Origin of the sequence: Paenibacillus glycanilyticus, assembly GCF_023715145.1 — a bacterium.
In the GTDB taxonomy this organism is placed as follows: Bacteria; Bacillota; Bacilli; order Paenibacillales; family Paenibacillaceae; genus Pristimantibacillus; species Pristimantibacillus glycanilyticus_A.
In genome coordinates, this window is record NZ_JAMBNP010000101.1 from 1 (window position 1) to 213 (window position 213).

The 213-nt window shown below is 50.2% G+C and carries 1 rRNA gene; it reads left to right on the plus strand.

The features are described 5' to 3' along the window. Nucleotides 1–213, plus strand: a 23S ribosomal RNA gene (locus M3194_RS31885); the annotation flags it as partial.

Here is a 213-nt window from a genome sequence, read left to right on the forward strand (position 1 = left end):
TAATAGCTCACTGGTCGAGTGACTCTGCGCCGAAAATGTAACGGGGCTAAACACACCACCGAAGCTATGGCATGCACCGTATGGTGCTTGGGTAGGGGAGCGTTGTATATAGGTTGAAGTCAGACCGCAAGGACTGGTGGACGGTATACAAGTGAGAATGCCGGTATGAGTAACGAAAAGACAAGTGAGAATCTTGTCCGCCGAAAGCCTAAG